The organism is Tautonia sociabilis (genome assembly GCF_003977685.1).
GTDB lineage: Bacteria > Planctomycetota > Planctomycetia > Isosphaerales > Isosphaeraceae > Tautonia > Tautonia sociabilis.
In genome coordinates, this window is the sequence record NZ_RYZH01000062.1 from 17,309 (window position 1) to 34,749 (window position 17,441).

Below are 17,441 nucleotides of genomic sequence, written 5' to 3' on the forward strand. Positions count from 1 at the left end.
ATCCAGACTTCGTTCCTTGCCGGTCGAGGGACGGGCCTCGTCGGCCCCGACCGCGCCCGAGATGTTCCGAACCCATCCGAGGAGCACATCATGATCCGTCGAACGATGATCGCCGGCCTGGCCGGACTGCTCGGCCTGGTCCTGTGCCCGACCGGAGAGGCCCAGTGGGGCTGGGGAGGCTGGGGAGGCGGGGCCTCCATCCAGGGCACCCGGGCCTACGGGATGGGCAACTTCGCCGCCGGGGCCGGCCAGTTCAACGAGCAGACCGCCGAGGCCCGCAGCATCAACGCCAACACGGCGATGCAGTTCAACGAGTATATCTACCAGTGTAACGAGCGCAACCATCAAGAATACTACGCGAGCATGGCCCGCCAGGAGCGGCTTGACCAGAACGCTCGCTTGGCGTTGCAGGATCGGCACCTGAACGCCGCGACCGACGCCGACATCATCAGCGGAGACGGACCCAATGCGCTGCTGCACTGGCTGTCCAACCCCCAGATCCCGCACGATCTGCTGGTGCAGGTGGGCGAGGGCCTGACGCTCTCCTCCAACGAGGTCCGGTCCCTCCCGCTGGAGTCGGCCGCCCAGGGAATCGTCGTCTCGATCGAGCGGCTTGCCGCCGAGGACTGGCCCGATGTGCTCTCCGGGCCGGCGTTCCAGTCGTCCCGAGACTCGTACGCCGCGCTGGTCGAACAGGCCCGAGTCATCCCCCGGGGCCAGGATGTGCCCGACGAGCTGGTCGACAAGGGTATCGACCTGCTCCAGGCGATGCGGAGCGTCGCCCACTCCCGGCTCCGCGGCCCCAACTACGCCCAGGCCGAGCGCTACCTGAAGGCCCACGTCGGCCTGCTCCAGATGCTCCGCAGCAAGAAGAACATCCGGGAGATCCTGGAGAAGGTCCGCGAGGTCGAGGAGGTGCCGCTGGTCAACGCGCTGAACTTCATGCACGCCTACTGCCTGCAGTTTGGCCCGGCCGACGACCAGCAGGAGAAGGTCGTCTACCTCTCGTCGCTCTCCCCGAAGCTCGTCCAGCTCCGGTCCCGCCGGATGGCCCAGGCCGGCGGCGGCGCCCCTCCCCCGACGCAGGCCCCGGCCCCGGCCCCGTCCCCGGCGCAGGCGGCCCCGGCCGGCTCGCCTCCCCCGGCCGCCATGTTCGACCAGGTGCCGTGGGAGCAGGTCGTCTCGGCCCCCGCCCACGCCCCGTGAGGCGCCCCCGGGCCGTCGGGAGCCGAAACGGCCCCCCGACGGCCCCCTCCAGGGGGCGATCGCGACCAACCCCGACCTCCTACCCGACCTCGGCGTCGAGAGGCAAGACGATGGCAACAACTCGGATCGAGTGCCCCTCCTGCGGTCGGGGGGGCTGGATCGACCTCGGCCTGCTCGGCCGCCGGCACCGGTGCAAGGGGTGCGGGGCCTCGTTTCTTGCGGAGGCCGGCGCGAGCGATCCTCGGCCTCCCCAGCCGGCGACTCCCGACGCCGTCCCGGCTCCGGGAGAGCCGGATCCGGGCAGGGCGATTGAAGGCGAGGACCTCCTGTCCTGGCTCAATCGCCCGATGGACAAATGAACCCCGATCGTCCAGGCCCCCTGATCGGCCCGGCGTCCGGCCGACTCGCGACCTACGATATCTCAGCCCGGCCTCTGTGCCCGAGCCCCGGCGCCCGAGGGGAGGCACCCGGGCCGGACGACCGCCCCCGGAACCCGAGAGGACCCGCAACGATGGCGACCCCCGAACCGTCCCGGCCGCGCCGCGAGCCGGTCGCCCCGATCCTGCTCGGTAGCCTCCTCTGGGGGGTCGGCGCCCCGAGCACCGCCCAGGAGCCCGCCCCGCCGGCCTCCCAGGTCGAGCAGGCCCTCCGCGACTTCAACGCCGCGTTCGTCGCCGCGTACAACCGGGCCGACGCCCCCGCGCTGGCCGCCATGTACGCCGACGACGCCGAGGTCTTCGAAACCGACGGCGCCCGCTACGAGGGGAGATCCCTCATCGAGCGAAGCTATGCCGAGCTGTTCGAGGCCGAGCCCGGCGCCAGGATCGAACTCTCCCCCGAACATGTCCGCCTGCTGAGCCCCGAAGTCGTCAAGGAGGAGGGGCGTTCCGTCGTCCTCCCGGCCGACGGCCCTCCGATCCGACGGTTCTACACCGCCCTGTACGTCAAGCGAGACGGCCACTGGCTGCTGGTCAGCGTCCGGGAGGAGGCCGACCCGCTCCCCGCTCCCCGAGATCGGCTGCGGGAACTGGCCTGGTTGGTCGGCGAGTGGGTCGATGAGGGGCCCGAATCCGAGGCCAGGGTCGAGTGCCAGTGGTCGCCGGACGGCCACTTCCTGCTCCGGGAGGCCACCATCCGGCAGGCCGGCGAGGTCGTCCACCGCGTCTCTCAGCGCATCGGCTGGGACCCGATCGCCGGCGCCTTCCGCTCCTGGGAGTTCGACTCCGAGGGAGGATTCGGCGAGGCGACCTGGGAGCGGGACGGCAACCGCTGGGTGATCTCCGAATCGGGCGTCAGCCCCGACGGCCTGGCCGCCTCGTCCATCCGGATCCTGGAGCGGATCGGTCCCGATCAGGTGCGGTGGACACGGACCGGCCTGACGATCGACGGCGAGGAGATTTCGGGAGAAGAGCGATCCGTGCTCTCCCGAGTGCCCCCCCATCCGGGCCTGGGAGACGAGGCCCCTCCCTCCTCGGCCCCGACCCGCCCGACCTCCCCCTCCCACGCCGAGAGGAGCCCGCGATGAGACTCGTCCTGGTGCAGCGACTGCTGACGGCCGGCCTCGTGCTTGCCTTCTCCTGCGGAGAAGCGACCGCCCACGGCTTCCGGGGAGGCGGGTTCCGGGGAGGGATGGGGGGAGGCGGCATGCGCGGCGGCCTCGGCGGCATGAGGGCCGGGGCCGGCGGCTTCCGAGGCGGTCTGCCCCCCCAAGTGGGCGGCTTCCGAGGCGGGATCGGCGCCGCCCCGATCGGCCGGGCCCCGACGCTCGGCGCCGCCGGGGGCCTCAATCGGGCCGGAGGCGCCTTCCGCGGCGACAACCCGTACGCCGGGGGCATGGCTCCCCGAGCCGGAGGCTTCGGGAGCGGCCCGATGGGAGGGACCTCCCGGTCGGGAATCGCGTCCGGGTCGTACTCCGGCCCGAGGGGAGGATCGGTTGACTACGGCGCCGCCGGCCGAGGCGTCGTCGGGCCGGGAGGAGCCGAGGCCGGCCGGGCCGTGGGGGGAATCCGGGCGACCGGGCTGGGGGGTCGGTCGTTCACCGACGTCGGCCGGGCCGGCGGCGCGGTCGGCCCGGGAGGTCGGGCGATTGGCGGCCGGTCGGGCTTCGAGGCCGCCTCCGGACCACGAGGGACGGCGGTCGCCGGCGACCGGGAGGTCGCCGCCCGAGGCCCTGGGGGGTTCGCCGCGGCCGGAGAGCGGGCTGGCGTGGCGATCGGTCCCCGGGGCGTCGCGGCCGGCGGCGACCGGGCCTTCGGCGTCTCCGCGGCCCGGCCCTTCGGCTTCAACCCCTACGGCGCGTACCATGCCGGCTGGATCCACGGCTACTGGAACGGCCACGAGGCCGCCTCCTGGGGATGGCGCAACGCCGCGGCCTGGGGCCTGGCCGGGTATGGTCTGGGCTGGGGGCTGGGCGCCTGGGGATACGGCTCGCTGCTCTACGACCTGGGCTATCTGCCGTATGTGAACCCCTACGTCGTCGCCGTCCCCGTCGTCGAGGGCGTTGGCTACGACTACTCCCAGCCGATCGCCACCACCACCGTCCCCGAGGAGGGGGACGCCACCTCCCAGGCCGTCTCGACCTTCGATGCCGCCCGGGCCGCCTTCCTCCAGGGAGACTACGAAGGCGCCCTCCGCCAGGCCGACGCCGCCCTTTCGCAGCTCTCCAACGACACCGCGCTGCACCAGTTCCGGGCCCTCTGCCTGTTCGCGATCGGCCGCTACGATGAGGCCGCCGAGACGCTCTACGCGGTCCTCTCCGTCGGGCCGGGGTGGGACTGGGCGACCATGATCGGCCTCTATCCCGACGCCTCGACCTACACCGAGCAGCTCCGAGCCCTGGAATCGGCCTGCAAGGAGAACCCCCAGTCGGCCGCCGACCGCTTCGTGCTGGCCTACCACTACCTGACGCAGGGCCACACGGACGCGGCCGTCGCCGTCCTGAAGCAGGTCACCGCGTTGAATCCCAACGACCGCCTCTCGGCGACCTTGCTGGCGCAGCTCTCCTCCTCCGACTCCTCAACCCCGGCGACGCCCTCCCCCGAGCCCTCCCCGGCCGACTCCTCCCCGCCGCAGGGGGCGACGATCGCCGGCTCCTGGACGGCCAGCCCGGCGCCCGGGACCACGATCACGCTCCAGATCCAGCCGGACGGCTCGTTCACCTGGGACGCCTCGACGGGGGGCAAGACGAGCCGATTCTCCGGCTCCTCGACCTTCGGCGACGGCCTGCTGACCCTGGCCCAGAACAACGGCCCCGTCCTGGTCGGCCGCGTGTCCTGGGCCGACACCGACCACATGACCTTCACCGTCGCGGGAGACTCCTCCGGCGATCCCGGCCTCCAGTTCTCTCGATGATCCTCGACCCGGCCCGCCCCGTCCTCGGCCCGACTCCCGAGCCGGGCCGAGGACCGCCGGATCTCGGACCTCGGCGACGGTCCTCTTCCCGGCGGTCGAGGCCGTCCTCGACGGCGGCTCGCCCGACTCGCCGGGCCTCCTCGCCCTCCTCGGGGCCGGCCCCGGAGCGGACCAGGCGGATGGGATCGGGTCGTTCTGCTCTTTGCCATCTCTTTATTTTTGCTGATTTGAGAACGCAGTGCATCCTCTCGATCCCTTCCCCGAAAGGATCATCTCCATGCCCGCTCGTCTCGGCCTGAGCACCGGCCACTGGCCGGCCTTCCTCCTCGTGGGGGCGATTGCCTCGACGGGGGTCGTCGCGATGCCCGTCCAGGAGGACGAGGCCCCTCCTTCCGGCGAGGAGACCGCTCCCGAGGGCTCCCCGGGGGCTCGGGAGCAGGACCGGGAGGCCATCCGATCGGTGATGCGGTCCTTCGAGGAGGCGTTCGAGGCGAGGGATGCCGAGGCCCTTGCCGCCCACTGGACGGAGGAGGGCGAGCTGCGGACCGACTCAGGGGAGCTGGTCCGGGGGCGATCCGCGATCCGCCAGGCCTTCTCCGCCTTCTTCGCCCAGGCCCCCGAGGTTTCGGCCGACGTCCGCCCCGAGGCGCTCCGGTTCCTCTCGTCCGGCTCGGCCGTCGAGGAGGGGACCGTCGCCGTCCGACGGGGACCGACCCGGTCCGAGACCAGGGCCTCCTATCGCGCGCTCCTGGTCCGAGAGGAGGGGGCCTGGCTCCTGGCCCAGTTGATCGAGTCGGCGGCCGATGCCCCCTCGATCGAGGACCTGGCCTGGCTGATCGGCGACTGGGCGTCCGAAGTCGGCGAGGGGACCGAGATCCGGACCTCCTACGCGTGGGTCCCGAACAAGAAATTCATCCAATCGCGATTCTCGATCAAGGATCAGGGCCTGGAACTCAGCGGCATGCAGGTCATTGGGGTCGACCCCGCCTTCGGCACGATCCACACCTGGACCTTCGGGGTCGACGGCGGCGTCGGCGAGGCCGACTGGTACGAGGACGGCGGCCACTGGGTCCTCGACGCCGCCGGCACGCTGCCCGACGGCCGGACCCTCTTCGAGACCAACATCCTGCGCCGGATTGACGACGATATGTTCACCTGGCAGTCGGTCGATCGGCTCCTCGATGATGTCGAGCTGCCTGATCTCCCCCCCGTCAAGGTCACCCGGGTCTCGACCGAGGAGTGAGCCGGGCCCGATCCTCCCCTCCTCATCCGTCCCCGATCCGCACGTCTCCTGGGAGCTTCCCCCATGCGTCGCTCGCTCGTCACGATCTCGGTGCTGATCCTCGCGATCCTCCTGCCCGACCTCGAGGCCCTCGCCCAACGAGGCCGGGGCGGCGGCGGCCGAGGTGGCGGCATGTCTCGCGGCGGAGGCGGGGGAATGGGCGGCGGCATGTCTCGCGGCGGAGGCGGGATGCAGGGCGGCGGGATGACTCGTGGCGGGATGCAGGGTGGCGGGATGACTCGTGGCGGGATGCAGGGCGGCGGGATGTCTCGCGGCGGAGGCTTCGGCGGGGGACTCTCGTCCGGCCGAGGCGGATTCCAGCAAGGGGGAGGCGCCGGCGGAGGGCTCTCCTCTCGGGGTCCCCAGGGCGGGATGCAGCCTGGCGGCTCCTTGGGGCCATTCGGCGGCGGCTCGACTGGCGGACCGGGCATGGGCTTCGGCGCCGGCGGGACTGGCGGGCCAGGCACGGGCTTCGGCGCCGGCGGTTCGGGGAGGCCGGGCACGGGCTTCGGCGCCGGCGGTTCGGGGAGGCCGGGCGTCGGCGCCGGAGGAGTCGGCCGCCCCGGTGTCGGTGCGGGAGGAGCCGGCGGCCCGGCCAGTGGGGCGGGAGTGCCCCCCGGTGCCGGGGAGGGTCGGCCGGGCCTGGGAGCGGGAGGAGCCGGCGGGCCCGACAGCGGCCTTGGCCTTCGTCCTGGCCTCGGCGCCGGTGGAGCCGGCGGGCCCGACAGCGGCCTTGGCCTTCGTCCTGGCCTCGGCGCCGGGGGAGCCGGCGGGCCCGACAGCGGCCTTGGCCTGCGCCCTGGTGCGGGAGCGGGAGGAGCCGGCGGGCCCGACAGCGGCCTTGGCGTCCGCCCGGGACCCGGCGCGGGAGGGGTCGGCCGCCCCGGCGAGGACAGGCCCTACGGGACCTACCACGTCCCCGACTCCGTGCTCTACGCCCAGCGAAACACCGTGGTTGCCGGGGCCTACGCTTATCCCGTCTTCAGCCCGGCGATGTACGCCGGGTATCCCGGCGCCTGGCAGCCGACCGGCATGACCGACCCCTCGCTCTACGTGAACCCGGGGTACGGCGCCCTCGCCGCGATGCTCGGGATGGCCGCGCAGCCCGCTCCTTATGACTACGGCGGCAACGTGATCGCCCAAGCCGACGCCGTCTACGTCAACGGAGACCCGGCCGGAACCCCCCAGGACTACGCCTCTCAGGCCGCCCAGATCGCCGCCTCGGGAGCCAACGAGCCCGCGCCCAACGACCAGTGGCAGCCAATCGGCGTCTTCGCCATGGTCGTCGACGATCAATCCCCGCCCAACGACCTCTTCCAGCTCGCCGTGAACGGCCAGGGGGCGATCCGGGGCAACTACTTCAACCTGGCGGCAAACCAGGCGAGTCCGCTCGCCGGAGCGGTCGATCCTCAGGCCCAGCGGGTCGCCTGGACCATCGGCGGCGACCAGACACCCGTCTACGAGGCGGGGATCGCCAACCTCACCGGCGACGAGGCGACGATGCTGGTCCACTCCCCCGACGGCTCGCAGCGGCAGTTCACCCTGGTCCGCCTTCCCGATCCCGGGCAGGGCGGGCAGGCCGTTCCCTCGATGCCTCCCCGCCCGTAGGGAGCCCGTCCTGTTTGATTGGGATAGATCGACGATCTCTTATTTCAATTCCGGCGTGATCTTGGTGCCGGCGCGATTGGGTTCCGCGAGGGCGATCGTCCGGCTCAGGAGCCGGGCGGCGGTGTTCCGGGCGAATTCGCCTCCCCGGCGGTCTCGGCGTCGGGGGAGGCAAGCTCGGGCCCGGGGTTCCCGGTGGCGACGACGAGGTCGTCGATCCAGAGCGACTGCTCGTGGGGCAAGAGGCCGGGCCCGAAGTAGGGGGCCAGCAGGAACTGGTTGAACTTCATCTCGGGGTAGTCGGCGGACCGGAGGACCACGTCCGATCGGTCGACCACGAGCTCGCCGTCGAACCAGCCCCGGACGATTCCATCGGCTCTGGGGGCTTCCCCGTCGGGGTCCAGGCTGTTCAGCCGGAAGAGGGCCTCGACGCAGTGCCAGTCGTCATCGTCGAACAGGACGTGTTCGCTGTCGAAGAAGGTCCCGTTGTACCCGCCCCGGATCGGCCCCTGGGTCAGCCCGTGGGGGGCGTCTTGATTCTGGATGTCCTGGGCGGCCAGGCGGAGCTTTCCCCCGTTCGCCTCGACGTAGACGGTCAACCGGCTCGCGGCCGGGCCGTGATAAGGGCCGTTCTCGGTGGTCATGAACTGCATCAGGTGGGGATGATACGAGCGGCCCGACCAGCCCCAGTCGGGAGACAGCCGGATGAAGCACCGCAGGAAGACGGCTTCCGACGGCTCGAACAGGTGGCGAGCGGCCGACGACCGGGAAGGGGTGGTGGCGCCTCGCTCCCAGCGGAACTCGATGCAGCCCCCGTCCCGGGCTCCGTTCCGGGTGATGAGGAAGGTCCGGCCGTCGTACCACCCGCGATCGGCCAGGCGATCGTCGTTGAACCCCTCTCGGAACAGGACCCCCGGCGCCGAGGTCCCGGGATCCTCGCCGGCAAGGCAGGCCCCCGAGACGACGGCCAGGAACCCGACCCCGACGGCCATCCTGGCCCGGGATCGGCCGATGCGGTCCGCGATCGAGCGATTCATGGGAGTGCTCCCGAGGTGTCCCATCCGGGCGATCTCCCCGAGGGCGGGACGGATCGGGATCCTGCGGCGTGTCGGCGACGGAACGTCCCGGTATCGACGAAGGGACGCAACCGCATCGTAGTCGACCAGGACGCGATCGTCGACGAAGACCCGGCACGCCTCCCGACCCTCGCCGCGAGCGGTCGCCGACCGAGCACCCGGCGCCGACAGCCCTCGCCGCTCGGACGGCGGGGAGGAGGATCTTCAGGAGGACCGGGAGCGACGCGAATCCCGACACCTCACCTCCCCCTTCCCAGGACGAGGCCATCGGGCGATCCTGAGGAGCGGGATCGCTCCTTCCCTTCCGAATCGGGGGCCGCCGCCATGAGACTCCGCCGCCGCTCGTTTCTCGGTGCCACCGCGATGGCCCTCTCCTCCCGACGGGGGCGGGCCGATCAGGGTCGCGACGTCAGCATGGAGGAACTCGATCGGGTCGCCCGGGAGCCGGTCCTCCGGCTGGAGGGGCTGGGCTCGCCGGTCGAGATCGCCTCGATGGAGCTGCTCCGCCACGGCAGGGAGTACCTCGTGCGCGTCCGGGACCGAGGAGGGGCCGAGGGGATGTCGGTCGCCAACTCGATGCACCTGGAGCACACCTACCCGATCTTCGTCAACCGGGTCGCCCCCTTCTTCCGGGGGAAGGACGCCCGGCTCCTGGAGAATCTGCTCTGGGAGCTGTACCGTCACCGCGACAACTACAAGTATCAGGGCCTCGCCCTCTGGGTCTGCGTGGCCGCCGCGGAGTTCGCCGTCCTCGACCTGCTGGGGAAGCACTCGGCCCAGCCCATCGGCGACCTGCTCGGGGGCGTCCGCCGTCGCGAGGTCGCCGTCTACCGAGCCAGCGGCACCCGGGGGAACACTCCCGAGGAGGAGGTGGAGGACCTCAGGCGCCTCGTTGCCGAGAGCGGCGCGAAGGCCCTGAAGTTCCGCCTCGGCGGCCGAATGCGCCAGGACGACGCCGACTCGCTCCCCGGCCGGACCGAGGCCCTGATCCCGATGGTCCGAGCGGCCTTCCCCGACCTGACCCTCTACGCCGACGCCAACAGCTCGTACTCCGTGGCGAAGGCCATCGAGATCGGCCGGCTAATGGAGGAGCACGGCTACGCCTTCTTCGAGGAGCCCTGCCGCTTCGACCACCTCGGCGACACCAAGGCCGTGGCCGACGCCCTGACGATCCCCGTCGCCAACGGCGAGCAGGAGGCCAGCGCCTACGGCTTCCGCTGGATGATCGCCCACCGAGCCGTCGACGTCGTCCAGCCCGACCTGCACTACCACGGCGGCTTCATCCGCTCGATGCGAGTCGCCCGTATGGCCGACGCTGCCGGGATGAAGTGCACGCCGCACATGTCCGGCTCGGGCCTCGGCTACCTCGACGCCGCCCACTTCGTCTCCTGTCTCCCCAACCCGGTCGAGTTCACCGAGTTCAAGGGGAACGCCGGCATCCCCGTGCGGAGCGACACCTCCTCCCTGGTGGTCGAGCACGGTGTGGTCCAAGTGCCCAGCGGCCCCGGCTTCGGCATCACCATCGACCCGGCCTATGTGAACGAGGCCCAGGTCGTCCGGGCCTGACGACCGGCGGGCCGGGCCGGCGGGGGCTTGAGTCGGGCGGCCGATTACGGGATGCTGCTCGGGGCAACGATGGGTCCAGAGGCGAGCGGTTCCATGATCATCGGCATCGTGAGGGAGAGCTTCCCGGGAGAGCGCCGGGTCGCGCTGATCCCGGCGTCGGTCCCCGCGCTGACGAAGGCGGGCTTCGAGGTGCTGGTCGAACCTGGCGCCGGCGCCCCGGCCGGCTACCCGGACGAATCCTACCAGCAGAAGGGGGCGAGCCTCGCCGGCTCTCGGGACGAGGTCTTCTCCCGGGCCGATGTGCTCTTCCACGTGCTCGGCTTCGGGGCGAACCCCGAGGCCGGACGAGACGACTTGCCCCGCTATCGCCCCGAGCAGGTCGTCTTCGGGTTCCTCAGGCCCCTCGGCGCGCCGGAGGCGGTGGCGGAGCTGGCCCGAACCGGCGTCACCGCCTTCTCCATCGAATTGCTGCCCCGGATCACCCGGGCGCAACGCATGGACGCCCTGTCGTCCATGTCCACCGTCGCCGGCTACAAGGCCGTGCTGATGGCGGCCGACGCCCTGCCTCGGATGTTCCCCATGCTGATGACCGCCGCCGGCACCATCTCGCCGGCCCGGGTGCTGGTCGTCGGCGTGGGGGTGGCCGGCTTGCAGGCGATCGCCACCGCCAAGCGGCTCGGCGCGGTCGTCTCCGCCTACGACATCCGGCCGGCGGTCAAGGAGCAGGTCCAGAGCCTCGGCGCCCGGTTCGTCGAGCTGCCGCTGGAAACGACCCAGGCCGAGGACGTCGGCGGCTACGCCAGGGCCCAGGGCGAGGAGTTCTACCGCAAGCAGCGCGAATTGATGGCCAGGGCCGTGGCCGAGAGCGACGTGGTCATCACCACGGCCAACGTCCCCGGCCGCAAGGCCCCCGTGCTCATTACCGGCGAGATGGTCGCGGGCATGAACCCCGGCTCCGTCATCGTCGACATGGCCGCCGAGCGCGGCGGCAACTGCGCGCTGACCCGAGCCGGTCAGACCGTCTCCGTCCACGGCGTCACCATCCTCGGCGCGGTCAACCTCGCCAGCCTCGTCCCCTTCCACGCCAGCCAGATGTACTCCAGCAACCTAACCACCCTGCTGCTCCACATGGCCCGGGACGGCCGCCTGAACATCGACACCGACGACGAGATCACCCGGGAGACGCTCGTCGCCCGGGGAGGCGAAGTCGTCCACCCCCGGGTGCTCGAGGCGCTCGGGGCCGCCGCGGGGGAGTCGAGGAGCTCATGACCGATGGATAGCGAAAGCCTGGTCGCCGCCCTGACGATCTTCGTGCTCGCCCTCTTCGTGGGCTTCGAGGTCATCACCAAGGTCCCCCCCACGCTGCACACCCCCTTGATGTCCGGGTCGAACGCGATCTCGGGCATCACCCTGGTGGGGGCGATCCTCTCGTCAGGCAAGCAGTACTCGACGCTGACCACCGTGCTGGGCACCCTGGCGGTGGCCCTGGCCACCATCAACGTGGTGGGAGGGTTCCTGGTCACCCACCGCATCCTGGGCATGTTCCGACGGAAGAGCTGACCCGTGACCACCTCGCTCATCAACCTCGCCTATCTCGTCGCCTCGGCCCTCTTCATTCTCGGCCTGAAGGGGCTGGCCCACCCCCGCACCGCCGTGCGGGGGAACCTCCTAGGCGCGACCGGCATGCTCATCGCCGTGGTGGTCACGCTGCTCAGCCAGGAAATCATCGGATTCGGCGGGATCATCCTGGGCATGCTCCTCGGCTCGACCGTCGGCGCCGTGCTCGCCTACCGGATCGCGATGACCGCCATGCCGCAACTGGTCGCCCTGCTCAACGGCTTCGGCGGCCTGGCCTCGGTGCTCGTCGCCGGCGCGGCGCTGGTCGAGGAGTCGGGGACCATCGAGCTTCAGATGTCCATCGCCACCGCGGCCTCGGGCCTGATCGGCGCCGTCACCTTCTGGGGAAGCCTGGTCGCCTTCGGCAAGCTCCAGGAGGTCATCTCGGGCAACCCCGTGCTGCTGCCGGGCCGGCACGCCCTCAACGCCGCCCTGCTCGCCGCCACGCTCGCCCTGGCCGCGGGCGTGGCGATGCACCCGGAGCAGCCGGCCTTCTACTGGGGGCTCGTGCTGCTGGCCTCGGTGCTGGGGGTCCTGGCGGTCATCCCCATCGGCGGGGCCGACATGCCGGTGGTCATCTCCCTGCTGAACTCCTACTCGGGCCTGGCCGCCTGCGCCACCGGCTTCGTGCTGAACAACACGATGCTCATCATCGCCGGCTCCCTGGTCGGCGCCTCGGGCCTGATCCTCACCCGGATCATGTGCGACGCCATGAACCGGTCGCTGGCCAACGTGCTCTTCGGCGGCCTCGGCGCCTCCCCGACGGCGGCCGGCGGCGGCAAGGGGGATGACCTCTACGCCGGCCGGATCAAGAAGGCCGACCCGGAGGAGATCGCCATGCTGCTGGACATCGCCCAGCGGGTGATCATCGTCCCCGGCTACGGCCTGGCCGTCAGCCAGGCGCAGCACTCGGTGCGCGACCTGGCCGAGCTGCTCGAATCCCGGGGCATCCACGTCGACTTCGCCATCCACCCCGTCGCCGGCCGGATGCCCGGGCACATGAACGTCCTGCTGGCCGAGGCCGACATCCCCTATGAGAAGCTGCTCACGATGGAGGAGGTCAACCCGCTGTTCGAGCAGGCCGACGTGGCCATCGTCATCGGCGCCAACGACGTCGTGAACCCCGCCGCCCGCACCGACCCGAACAGCCCCATCGCCGGCATGCCGATCCTCGACGTGGACAAGGCCCGCACCGTCGTGGTCGTCAAGCGCTCCCTCTCCCCCGGCTTCGCGGGCATCCCGAACCCGCTCTTCGCCGCCGACAACACCTTGATGTACTTCGCCGACGGCAAGAAGGCCCTGGTCGATCTGATCGCCGCCCTCAAGGGCTGATCGGCCCAGCCGAGCGCCTTGCCCTCCCCTCTCCTCAAGGATCCGAGATGACCGACGCCACGATGTTCGTCGCCGGCCGTTGGCTCGCCGGCGACCAGACCCTCGAGGTGCTCAACCCGGCCGACGAGCAGGTCATCGGCACGATTCCGGTGGCCTCGCCCGCCCAGGTGCAGCAGGCCCTCGAATCGGCCTGAGACGCCCAGCGCTGCTGGGGTCGGCTGACCGGGGTCGAGCGGGGCAAGGTGCTCCGCAAGTGGGCCGACCTAGTCGACCAGAAGCGAGACGACTTCGCCCGACTGCTCGCCCAGGAGGTCGGCAAGCCGCTGCACGAGGCCGATGGCGAAGTCGACTTCGGGAAGAGTTGGTTCCGCGACTACGCCGAGTTCGACCGCCGGATCGAGGGGGACATGCTCCCCGCCGACCGGCCCGACGAGCAGCTCTGGATCGTTCCCCAGCCGGTCGGGGTGGCGGTCGGGATCATCGCCTGGAACTTCCCGATCGCGGTGGCCGTGCGGAAGATCGCGCCGGCCCTGATCGCGGGGAACGCCCTCGTGCTCAAGCCTCATGAGGACACGCCCCTGTCCGCCCTCATGCTCGCCGAGCTGGCCGAGGAGGCCGGCGTGCCTCCGGGCGTGTTCAACGTCGTCACCGGCCCGGGGGAGACGGTCGGCGACGCCCTGGTCCGCAGCCCGATCCCCGGCGTCATCAGCTTCACCGGCAGCGTCGAGACCGGCAAGGCGATCGCCCGGGCCGCCGCCGACCACGTCACCACCGTCTCCCTGGAACTCGGCGGCAAGGCCCCGTTCCTGGTGATGGACGACTGCGACCTTGACCAGGCGGTCGAGACGGCCGTCTTCTCCCGCTTCCTCAACTGCGGGCAGATCTGCATCGCCAACGAGCGGACCTACGTCCACAAGGCGATCGCCGGTCCGTTCCTGGAGAAGCTCGTCGCCCGGGTCGAGCAGATCAAGGTCGGCGACCCGCTCGCCGAGGGAACCCAAGTCGGCCCGAAGGTCAGCCGGGTCGAGCTGGAGAAGGTCCAGCGGTTCGTGGCCGAGGCCATCGCCGGCGGAGCGAAGGCGATGACCGGCGGGTCGGTCCTCGCTGGCGGGGAGTACGCCAAGGGCGACTGGTTCGCCCCCACCGTCCTGACCGGCGTCCGCCAGGACATGGACATTATGCAGAAGGAGATCTTCGGCCCCGTCGTCCCGGTGATGGAGTTCGCCGACTTCGACGAGGGGCTCGCCCTGGCCAACGACAGCCGATACGGCCTGGCCGCCTACCTGTTCACCAACGACGTGAACCGCATCATGCGGGCCGTCCGCGACCTGGAGGTCGGCGAACTCGACATCAACCGCGGCCCCGGCGAATCGATCCACGGCGATCACACCGGCTGGAAGCAGAGCGGCATCGGCGGCGACGACGGCAAGTACGGCCTGGAACACTTCCTCCGCCGCAAGACCGTCTACCTGAAGTACCGCTGAGCCGGCCCGGTCTCGCCTGACGGATCGCCAGCCTCGTCGCCGGCGACTTCTCCCGTCTTCCTCGTTCGTCCCGGCCCCGTTGAGGGAGGGGCCGGGACGGCTGGGCGTTCGTTGGCAAAGGCGGTCAATCGGTCAGAGCGAAATCGATCGTGTTCGACTTCTCCTCGACCGTCGCCGTCAGGCCGGAGGTCGTCTCCAGTTCGTACTTCGCCGGAATCAACAGCTTGGCCGACTGGTTGGCCGCGATGATGTCATCCTGACGGCCGGCTCCGCCGCCGGCGTTGGCCAGCACCTGGCTGGTGTCGATCTCCTTGGCCACGATCCGGATCTTGTAGGAGCCGGGCAAGGCGCCGTCGTTCTTGCCGGCGGTCGAGAGGCGATACCGCCCGTTCTCGATCGTCCCGGTGGCGGCCCGCCCGGTGTTCGGATCGTCGGGTACGAAGAAAATGTTCCCGTGGGGCACGGGCTCCCCGTTGTAGGTAATGGTGCCCGAGACGGGGTAACGCTTGCCGATCCCATCATCGGCACAGCCGGCAAGCACCAAGAGAAGAAGTCCGCCCACCAGGGCGGGGAAACGAGCCAGGGGTCTCATCGGTCGCGATCCTTTTGGGTTCGATGCTCAGCCCATCAGACGGAACGGAACAACTCGGCGAGGGCTTCGCCCCCCGAGTCTCCCCTCCCGCCGATGATCCTCGGGCCGAGGCCGAAGGGCACCGCGGTGCCCGACCGCCCGGCCCGAAGGCTTCCACCATCACTCGGCTTAGTACTGATCGGCCGAGACGACCTCGCCGCCGTTGCGGCTCCCCAGGGCGCAGTACGTGACGATGTTGATGTTGTTCTTCACAAACTTCACCGAGCCGTCGGCGAACAGGAAATTCGCGCCGCCCGGATGCTCACTCACGAACCCCTTGGCGGCGGCTGAGTAACGGCATCCCAACGGCGCGGTGGCGTTCTGCCACTGCCGGTCGCACGTTGGGTCGGTGGCCGGGAAGGTGTTGGAGTTCCAGCCCAGCGGGACGGTCGTGCCGGCGCTGGAGCCGTTGAAGTGCCAGAAGTTGCTGTCGGCCGCCCGGTAGGGGAGGACCTCGCCGACCATCAGCGTGTTGCTCGTGCCGTCGCGCACGCTGGCGATGTTGCAGGTCTGCAGCTCTCGGTAGTCCGAGAAGCCGCGCATCCGGCCTCCGCTGTTCTTGGTTCCCCAGAAGCCGTGCCAGCCGATCCGGGGCTGCCCCGGAGGCAGGGTGGTCACGCTCGGCGGGGTCTCCCAGGGCAGGCCGCCGTTGAGGATGCCTCCCGCGTAGTTGTCGCCGAAGCTCAACGCGTAATTCGACACCGGCACTCGGGGGTCGGGCGAGTTCGTCCCGGGAGCGATCGGCGGGTTGCCGGCCGGCCACTGACCGGTCGCGCCCGCCACGCCGCCCCAAGGACGCAGCCCGTTGTCGTTCTCGCCGTCGGAGGGACACAGCCAGGTGTTGTTGACCGTCACCCAGGCCGTCCACATCGCGCCAGGGTCTGGCCCGCCGCCCAACGTGTTGATGTTCAGATTGATGGCGTTATACGTGTTGGTCCCTTCCATCTGCGGCAGCACCAGCGCCCGCCAGCAGAGGAGATTCGCGTTGCCGGCCCAGACATTCCCCTGGGCGAAGCCGGTGATCCCGCCCGTCGGGAAGGCACCGAACTGGTCGTGATAATTGTGCATCGCGATGCCGATTTGCTTCAGGTTGTTCGTGCACTGCGCCCTGCGGGCCGCCTCTCGGGCCGACTGCACGGCGGGCAACAGCAGCGCGATGAGCACTCCGATGATGGCGATGACCACCAGCAACTCGATCAGCGTGAACCCAGTGCGTGGGCGATGTCTGACATTCACGGGTGCGCTCCTGTGCGCTAGGCGCAATCGCTTCTTCGCCCGAAATCACGAATGCGTGATAGGGCGAAATCAAGAGGTGAATCGAACTCGAAATCCGGAAACGCCCCCCTTGGTGGCACCCTGCCGAGGGGCGACGGTGGTCATGCTGAATGGTTCGATCGGGGGTGGGGAACACTGACGGCGTTCGACCGATCGACCAACCGTCCGTAAGCGGACCTTCCTTCCGCGCAATCCGGATCGTTCCAGACCACCGGACTTCGTACCGGGAACTGCGTCTTCATCGATATCAGGCACATACTGACTGGTCAACCCCCCAAACTTCAATTTTTTGCTAATCGCTCCGGCCGCGGCGCTTCGCCCAACGGGCCCGCTCGACAACCCAAGACCCCAGGGGACCTGTGCGGCCGCTTGAAGCACGTTCGAACTTTCATGCGTGGAAGATAGCGTGCGCTCCGGCCGGCCGATTCCCCTTCATCACCCTCGCCCTCACGACCCTCGCCACGAGCGGACGACCTCCCCTGACCGCTCCTCCCCCGTTCCCCGATCATCTCGTCATGGGACTCGCTCGATCGGACCGGTTCCTTCGGAGATCGATCCGCCCTCCCATGTCTGTGTGTTCGCCCTCTTTGGCAAGACGATCCCCCAGGCCGTGATGCGCCAGGACTTCGATTGTGCGTGAATGATTCTGTGCTTCAATCAATTGGTCGAGAGCAAACCGCCCGCCTCTGCGTGACCGGCGCGGAACGAACCCATTCTGTCCGAGAATAATTGCTGCAATTTGTTTTGGTGAAAAGAAAAACGTCGTTTGCGGTCTGGCGTGCCGCGGCGCACCGATCCGCGCCCGTCGGGGGTCGGGGGCGATTGCGGCCACTCGACCAGCTGGCCCCAGCCGATCGCTCATTCCCGGTGCTCCGCGCGCGGAGCGAACCCATCTATGAGAGGGGGACTGTCAAGCTGCCGGTGCAGGTTCGGTGGGCTCGGGGCCCCGGCACCTCCCCCTCGCCGTCGGCGTCGGTCGGCCTGCCCGTCCCAGACCACGCCCACCAGCGATGCGG

13 protein-coding genes and 1 pseudogene are annotated in these 17,441 nt (G+C 70.3%); 11 read left to right on the forward strand and 3 right to left on the reverse strand.

Annotation, left to right across the window (positions count from 1 at the left end; genetic code table 11):
* The first annotated feature begins 90 nt into the window (after nt 1–90).
* From TsocGM_RS22420 to TsocGM_RS22440, 5 genes are all read left to right on the forward strand, one after another.
* Nucleotides 91–1,206, forward strand: a complete 1,116-nt coding sequence (locus tag TsocGM_RS22420; RefSeq protein WP_126727697.1) for a hypothetical protein — start codon at nt 91–93, stop codon at nt 1,204–1,206.
* Between the two features lie 511 nt (nt 1,207–1,717).
* Nucleotides 1,718–2,731, forward strand: coding sequence for a YybH family protein (locus TsocGM_RS22425; protein WP_158633711.1), 1,014 nt, complete (start codon nt 1,718–1,720; stop codon nt 2,729–2,731).
* Nucleotides 2,728–4,557 (forward strand): tetratricopeptide repeat protein, encoded by a 1,830-nt coding sequence (locus tag TsocGM_RS22430; RefSeq protein WP_126727699.1) that lies wholly within the window; start codon nt 2,728–2,730, stop codon nt 4,555–4,557. Before TsocGM_RS22425 ends, TsocGM_RS22430 begins: the two co-directional genes overlap by 4 nt.
* 277 nt (nt 4,558–4,834) lie before the next feature.
* Nucleotides 4,835–5,800 (forward strand): YybH family protein, encoded by a 966-nt coding sequence (locus TsocGM_RS22435; protein WP_126727700.1) that lies wholly within the window; start codon nt 4,835–4,837, stop codon nt 5,798–5,800.
* A 966-nt stretch (nt 5,801–6,766) separates the two neighbouring features.
* Nucleotides 6,767–7,447, forward strand: a complete 681-nt coding sequence (locus tag TsocGM_RS22440; RefSeq protein WP_126727701.1) for a hypothetical protein — start codon at nt 6,767–6,769, stop codon at nt 7,445–7,447.
* A 104-nt stretch (nt 7,448–7,551) separates the two neighbouring features.
* On the opposite strand, the gene TsocGM_RS26295 is transcribed toward TsocGM_RS22440, so the two are convergent.
* Complete coding sequence (locus TsocGM_RS26295; RefSeq protein WP_158633712.1) at nt 7,552–8,481, reverse strand: hypothetical protein; 930 nt, start codon at nt 8,479–8,481, stop codon at nt 7,552–7,554.
* A 363-nt stretch (nt 8,482–8,844) separates the two neighbouring features.
* Between TsocGM_RS26295 and TsocGM_RS26300 the strand changes: the two genes are divergently transcribed.
* The 6 genes and pseudogenes from TsocGM_RS26300 to TsocGM_RS22470 form a co-directional block, all read left to right on the forward strand.
* Nucleotides 8,845–10,086, forward strand: a complete 1,242-nt coding sequence (locus TsocGM_RS26300; protein WP_158633713.1) for a mandelate racemase/muconate lactonizing enzyme family protein — start codon at nt 8,845–8,847, stop codon at nt 10,084–10,086.
* 93 nt (nt 10,087–10,179) lie between these two features.
* Nucleotides 10,180–11,355, forward strand: coding sequence for a Re/Si-specific NAD(P)(+) transhydrogenase subunit alpha (locus TsocGM_RS22455; protein WP_126727704.1), 1,176 nt, complete (start codon nt 10,180–10,182; stop codon nt 11,353–11,355).
* Between the two features lie 3 nt (nt 11,356–11,358).
* Nucleotides 11,359–11,646 carry an NAD(P) transhydrogenase subunit alpha gene (locus tag TsocGM_RS22460; RefSeq protein ID WP_126727705.1) on the forward strand — a complete coding sequence of 96 codons (288 nt, stop codon included), beginning with the start codon at nt 11,359–11,361 and terminating at the stop codon, nt 11,644–11,646.
* A 3-nt stretch (nt 11,647–11,649) separates the two neighbouring features.
* A complete protein-coding gene (locus TsocGM_RS22465) occupies nt 11,650–13,035 on the forward strand; it encodes an NAD(P)(+) transhydrogenase (Re/Si-specific) subunit beta (RefSeq protein WP_126727706.1) in 1,386 nt (461 codons plus the stop codon).
* 47 nt (nt 13,036–13,082) lie between these two features.
* The gene (locus TsocGM_RS26605; RefSeq protein WP_199756871.1) at nt 13,083–13,229 is read left to right on the forward strand and encodes an aldehyde dehydrogenase; all 147 of its coding nucleotides are present in this window, start codon (nt 13,083–13,085) and stop codon (nt 13,227–13,229) included.
* A gap of 15 nt (nt 13,230–13,244) precedes the next feature.
* Nucleotides 13,245–14,519: pseudogene (locus TsocGM_RS22470) on the forward strand (aldehyde dehydrogenase family protein); the annotation flags it as partial.
* A 124-nt stretch (nt 14,520–14,643) separates the two neighbouring features.
* On the opposite strand, the gene TsocGM_RS22475 reads toward TsocGM_RS22470, so the two are convergent.
* Together TsocGM_RS22475 and TsocGM_RS22480 are read right to left on the reverse strand one after the other, a co-directional pair.
* Entirely contained in the window at nt 14,644–15,111 is a 468-nt protein-coding gene (locus tag TsocGM_RS22475; RefSeq protein ID WP_126727707.1) for a hypothetical protein, read from the reverse strand.
* A gap of 168 nt (nt 15,112–15,279) precedes the next feature.
* Nucleotides 15,280–16,386: a DUF1559 domain-containing protein gene (locus tag TsocGM_RS22480; protein ID WP_126727708.1), complete on the reverse strand. Its 1,107-nt coding sequence runs from the start codon at nt 16,384–16,386 to the stop codon at nt 15,280–15,282.
* Between the last annotated feature and the right edge of the window lie 1,055 nt (nt 16,387–17,441).

Bases quoted from the DNA above. Each gene is read 5' to 3' on its own strand.
- TsocGM_RS22420 (WP_126727697.1), top strand. From the start codon at position 91: ATGATCCGTCGAACGATGATCGCCGGCCTGGCCGGACTGCTCGGCCTG.
- TsocGM_RS22425 (WP_158633711.1), top strand. From the start codon at position 1,718: ATGGCGACCCCCGAACCGTCCCGGCCGCGCCGCGAGCCGGTCGCCCCG.
- TsocGM_RS22430 (WP_126727699.1), top strand. From the start codon at position 2,728: ATGAGACTCGTCCTGGTGCAGCGACTGCTGACGGCCGGCCTCGTGCTT.
- TsocGM_RS22435 (WP_126727700.1), top strand. From the start codon at position 4,835: ATGCCCGCTCGTCTCGGCCTGAGCACCGGCCACTGGCCGGCCTTCCTC.
- TsocGM_RS26295 (WP_158633712.1), bottom strand. From the start codon at position 8,481: ATGAATCGCTCGATCGCGGACCGCATCGGCCGATCCCGGGCCAGGATG.
- TsocGM_RS26300 (WP_158633713.1), top strand. From the start codon at position 8,845: ATGAGACTCCGCCGCCGCTCGTTTCTCGGTGCCACCGCGATGGCCCTC.
- TsocGM_RS22455 (WP_126727704.1), top strand. From the start codon at position 10,180: ATGATCATCGGCATCGTGAGGGAGAGCTTCCCGGGAGAGCGCCGGGTC.
- TsocGM_RS22460 (WP_126727705.1), top strand. From the start codon at position 11,359: ATGGATAGCGAAAGCCTGGTCGCCGCCCTGACGATCTTCGTGCTCGCC.
- TsocGM_RS26605 (WP_199756871.1), top strand. From the start codon at position 13,083: ATGACCGACGCCACGATGTTCGTCGCCGGCCGTTGGCTCGCCGGCGAC.
- TsocGM_RS22475 (WP_126727707.1), bottom strand. From the start codon at position 15,111: ATGAGACCCCTGGCTCGTTTCCCCGCCCTGGTGGGCGGACTTCTTCTC.